This window comes from Pseudoalteromonas sp. S1609 (assembly GCF_005887255.1).
In the GTDB taxonomy this organism is placed as follows: Bacteria; Pseudomonadota; Gammaproteobacteria; order Enterobacterales; family Alteromonadaceae; genus Pseudoalteromonas.
This window is the reverse complement of sequence record NZ_PNDJ01000284.1, coordinates 1-273: the sequence shown is the minus strand read 5'-3', so window position 1 is coordinate 273 and position 273 is coordinate 1. Positions and strand designations below refer to the sequence as shown.

General features: G+C 42.5%; 1 pseudogene. It reads right to left on the bottom strand.

Annotation, left to right across the window (positions count from 1 at the left end):
- Window positions 1-273, bottom strand: a pseudogene (locus tag CWB76_RS19755) (hypothetical protein); the annotation flags it as partial.

Here is a 273-nt window from a genome sequence, read left to right as displayed (position 1 = left end):
TAAAAGCGTCATCCGCATTAGTATTTTTTAGGTAAAAACCGAGATTTCCATCACGATAATAGTGATTTGGGGGTGTGGTGTAGCTTATTTCGGTTTGATAGCCTAAACCTTGATAAATAGTAGCAAAATGCTCTGTTACTTGGCGTATAATTCTATCATTTGATAATTGTACAGTAGCTACGCCAAAATCCGCAGGAATGTCATGCGCAACATCTTCGAAAGGTAGGGATTGTGTTTTGCGGGCGGCCTCTAACTGCTGGCGCGGTGAGTCCG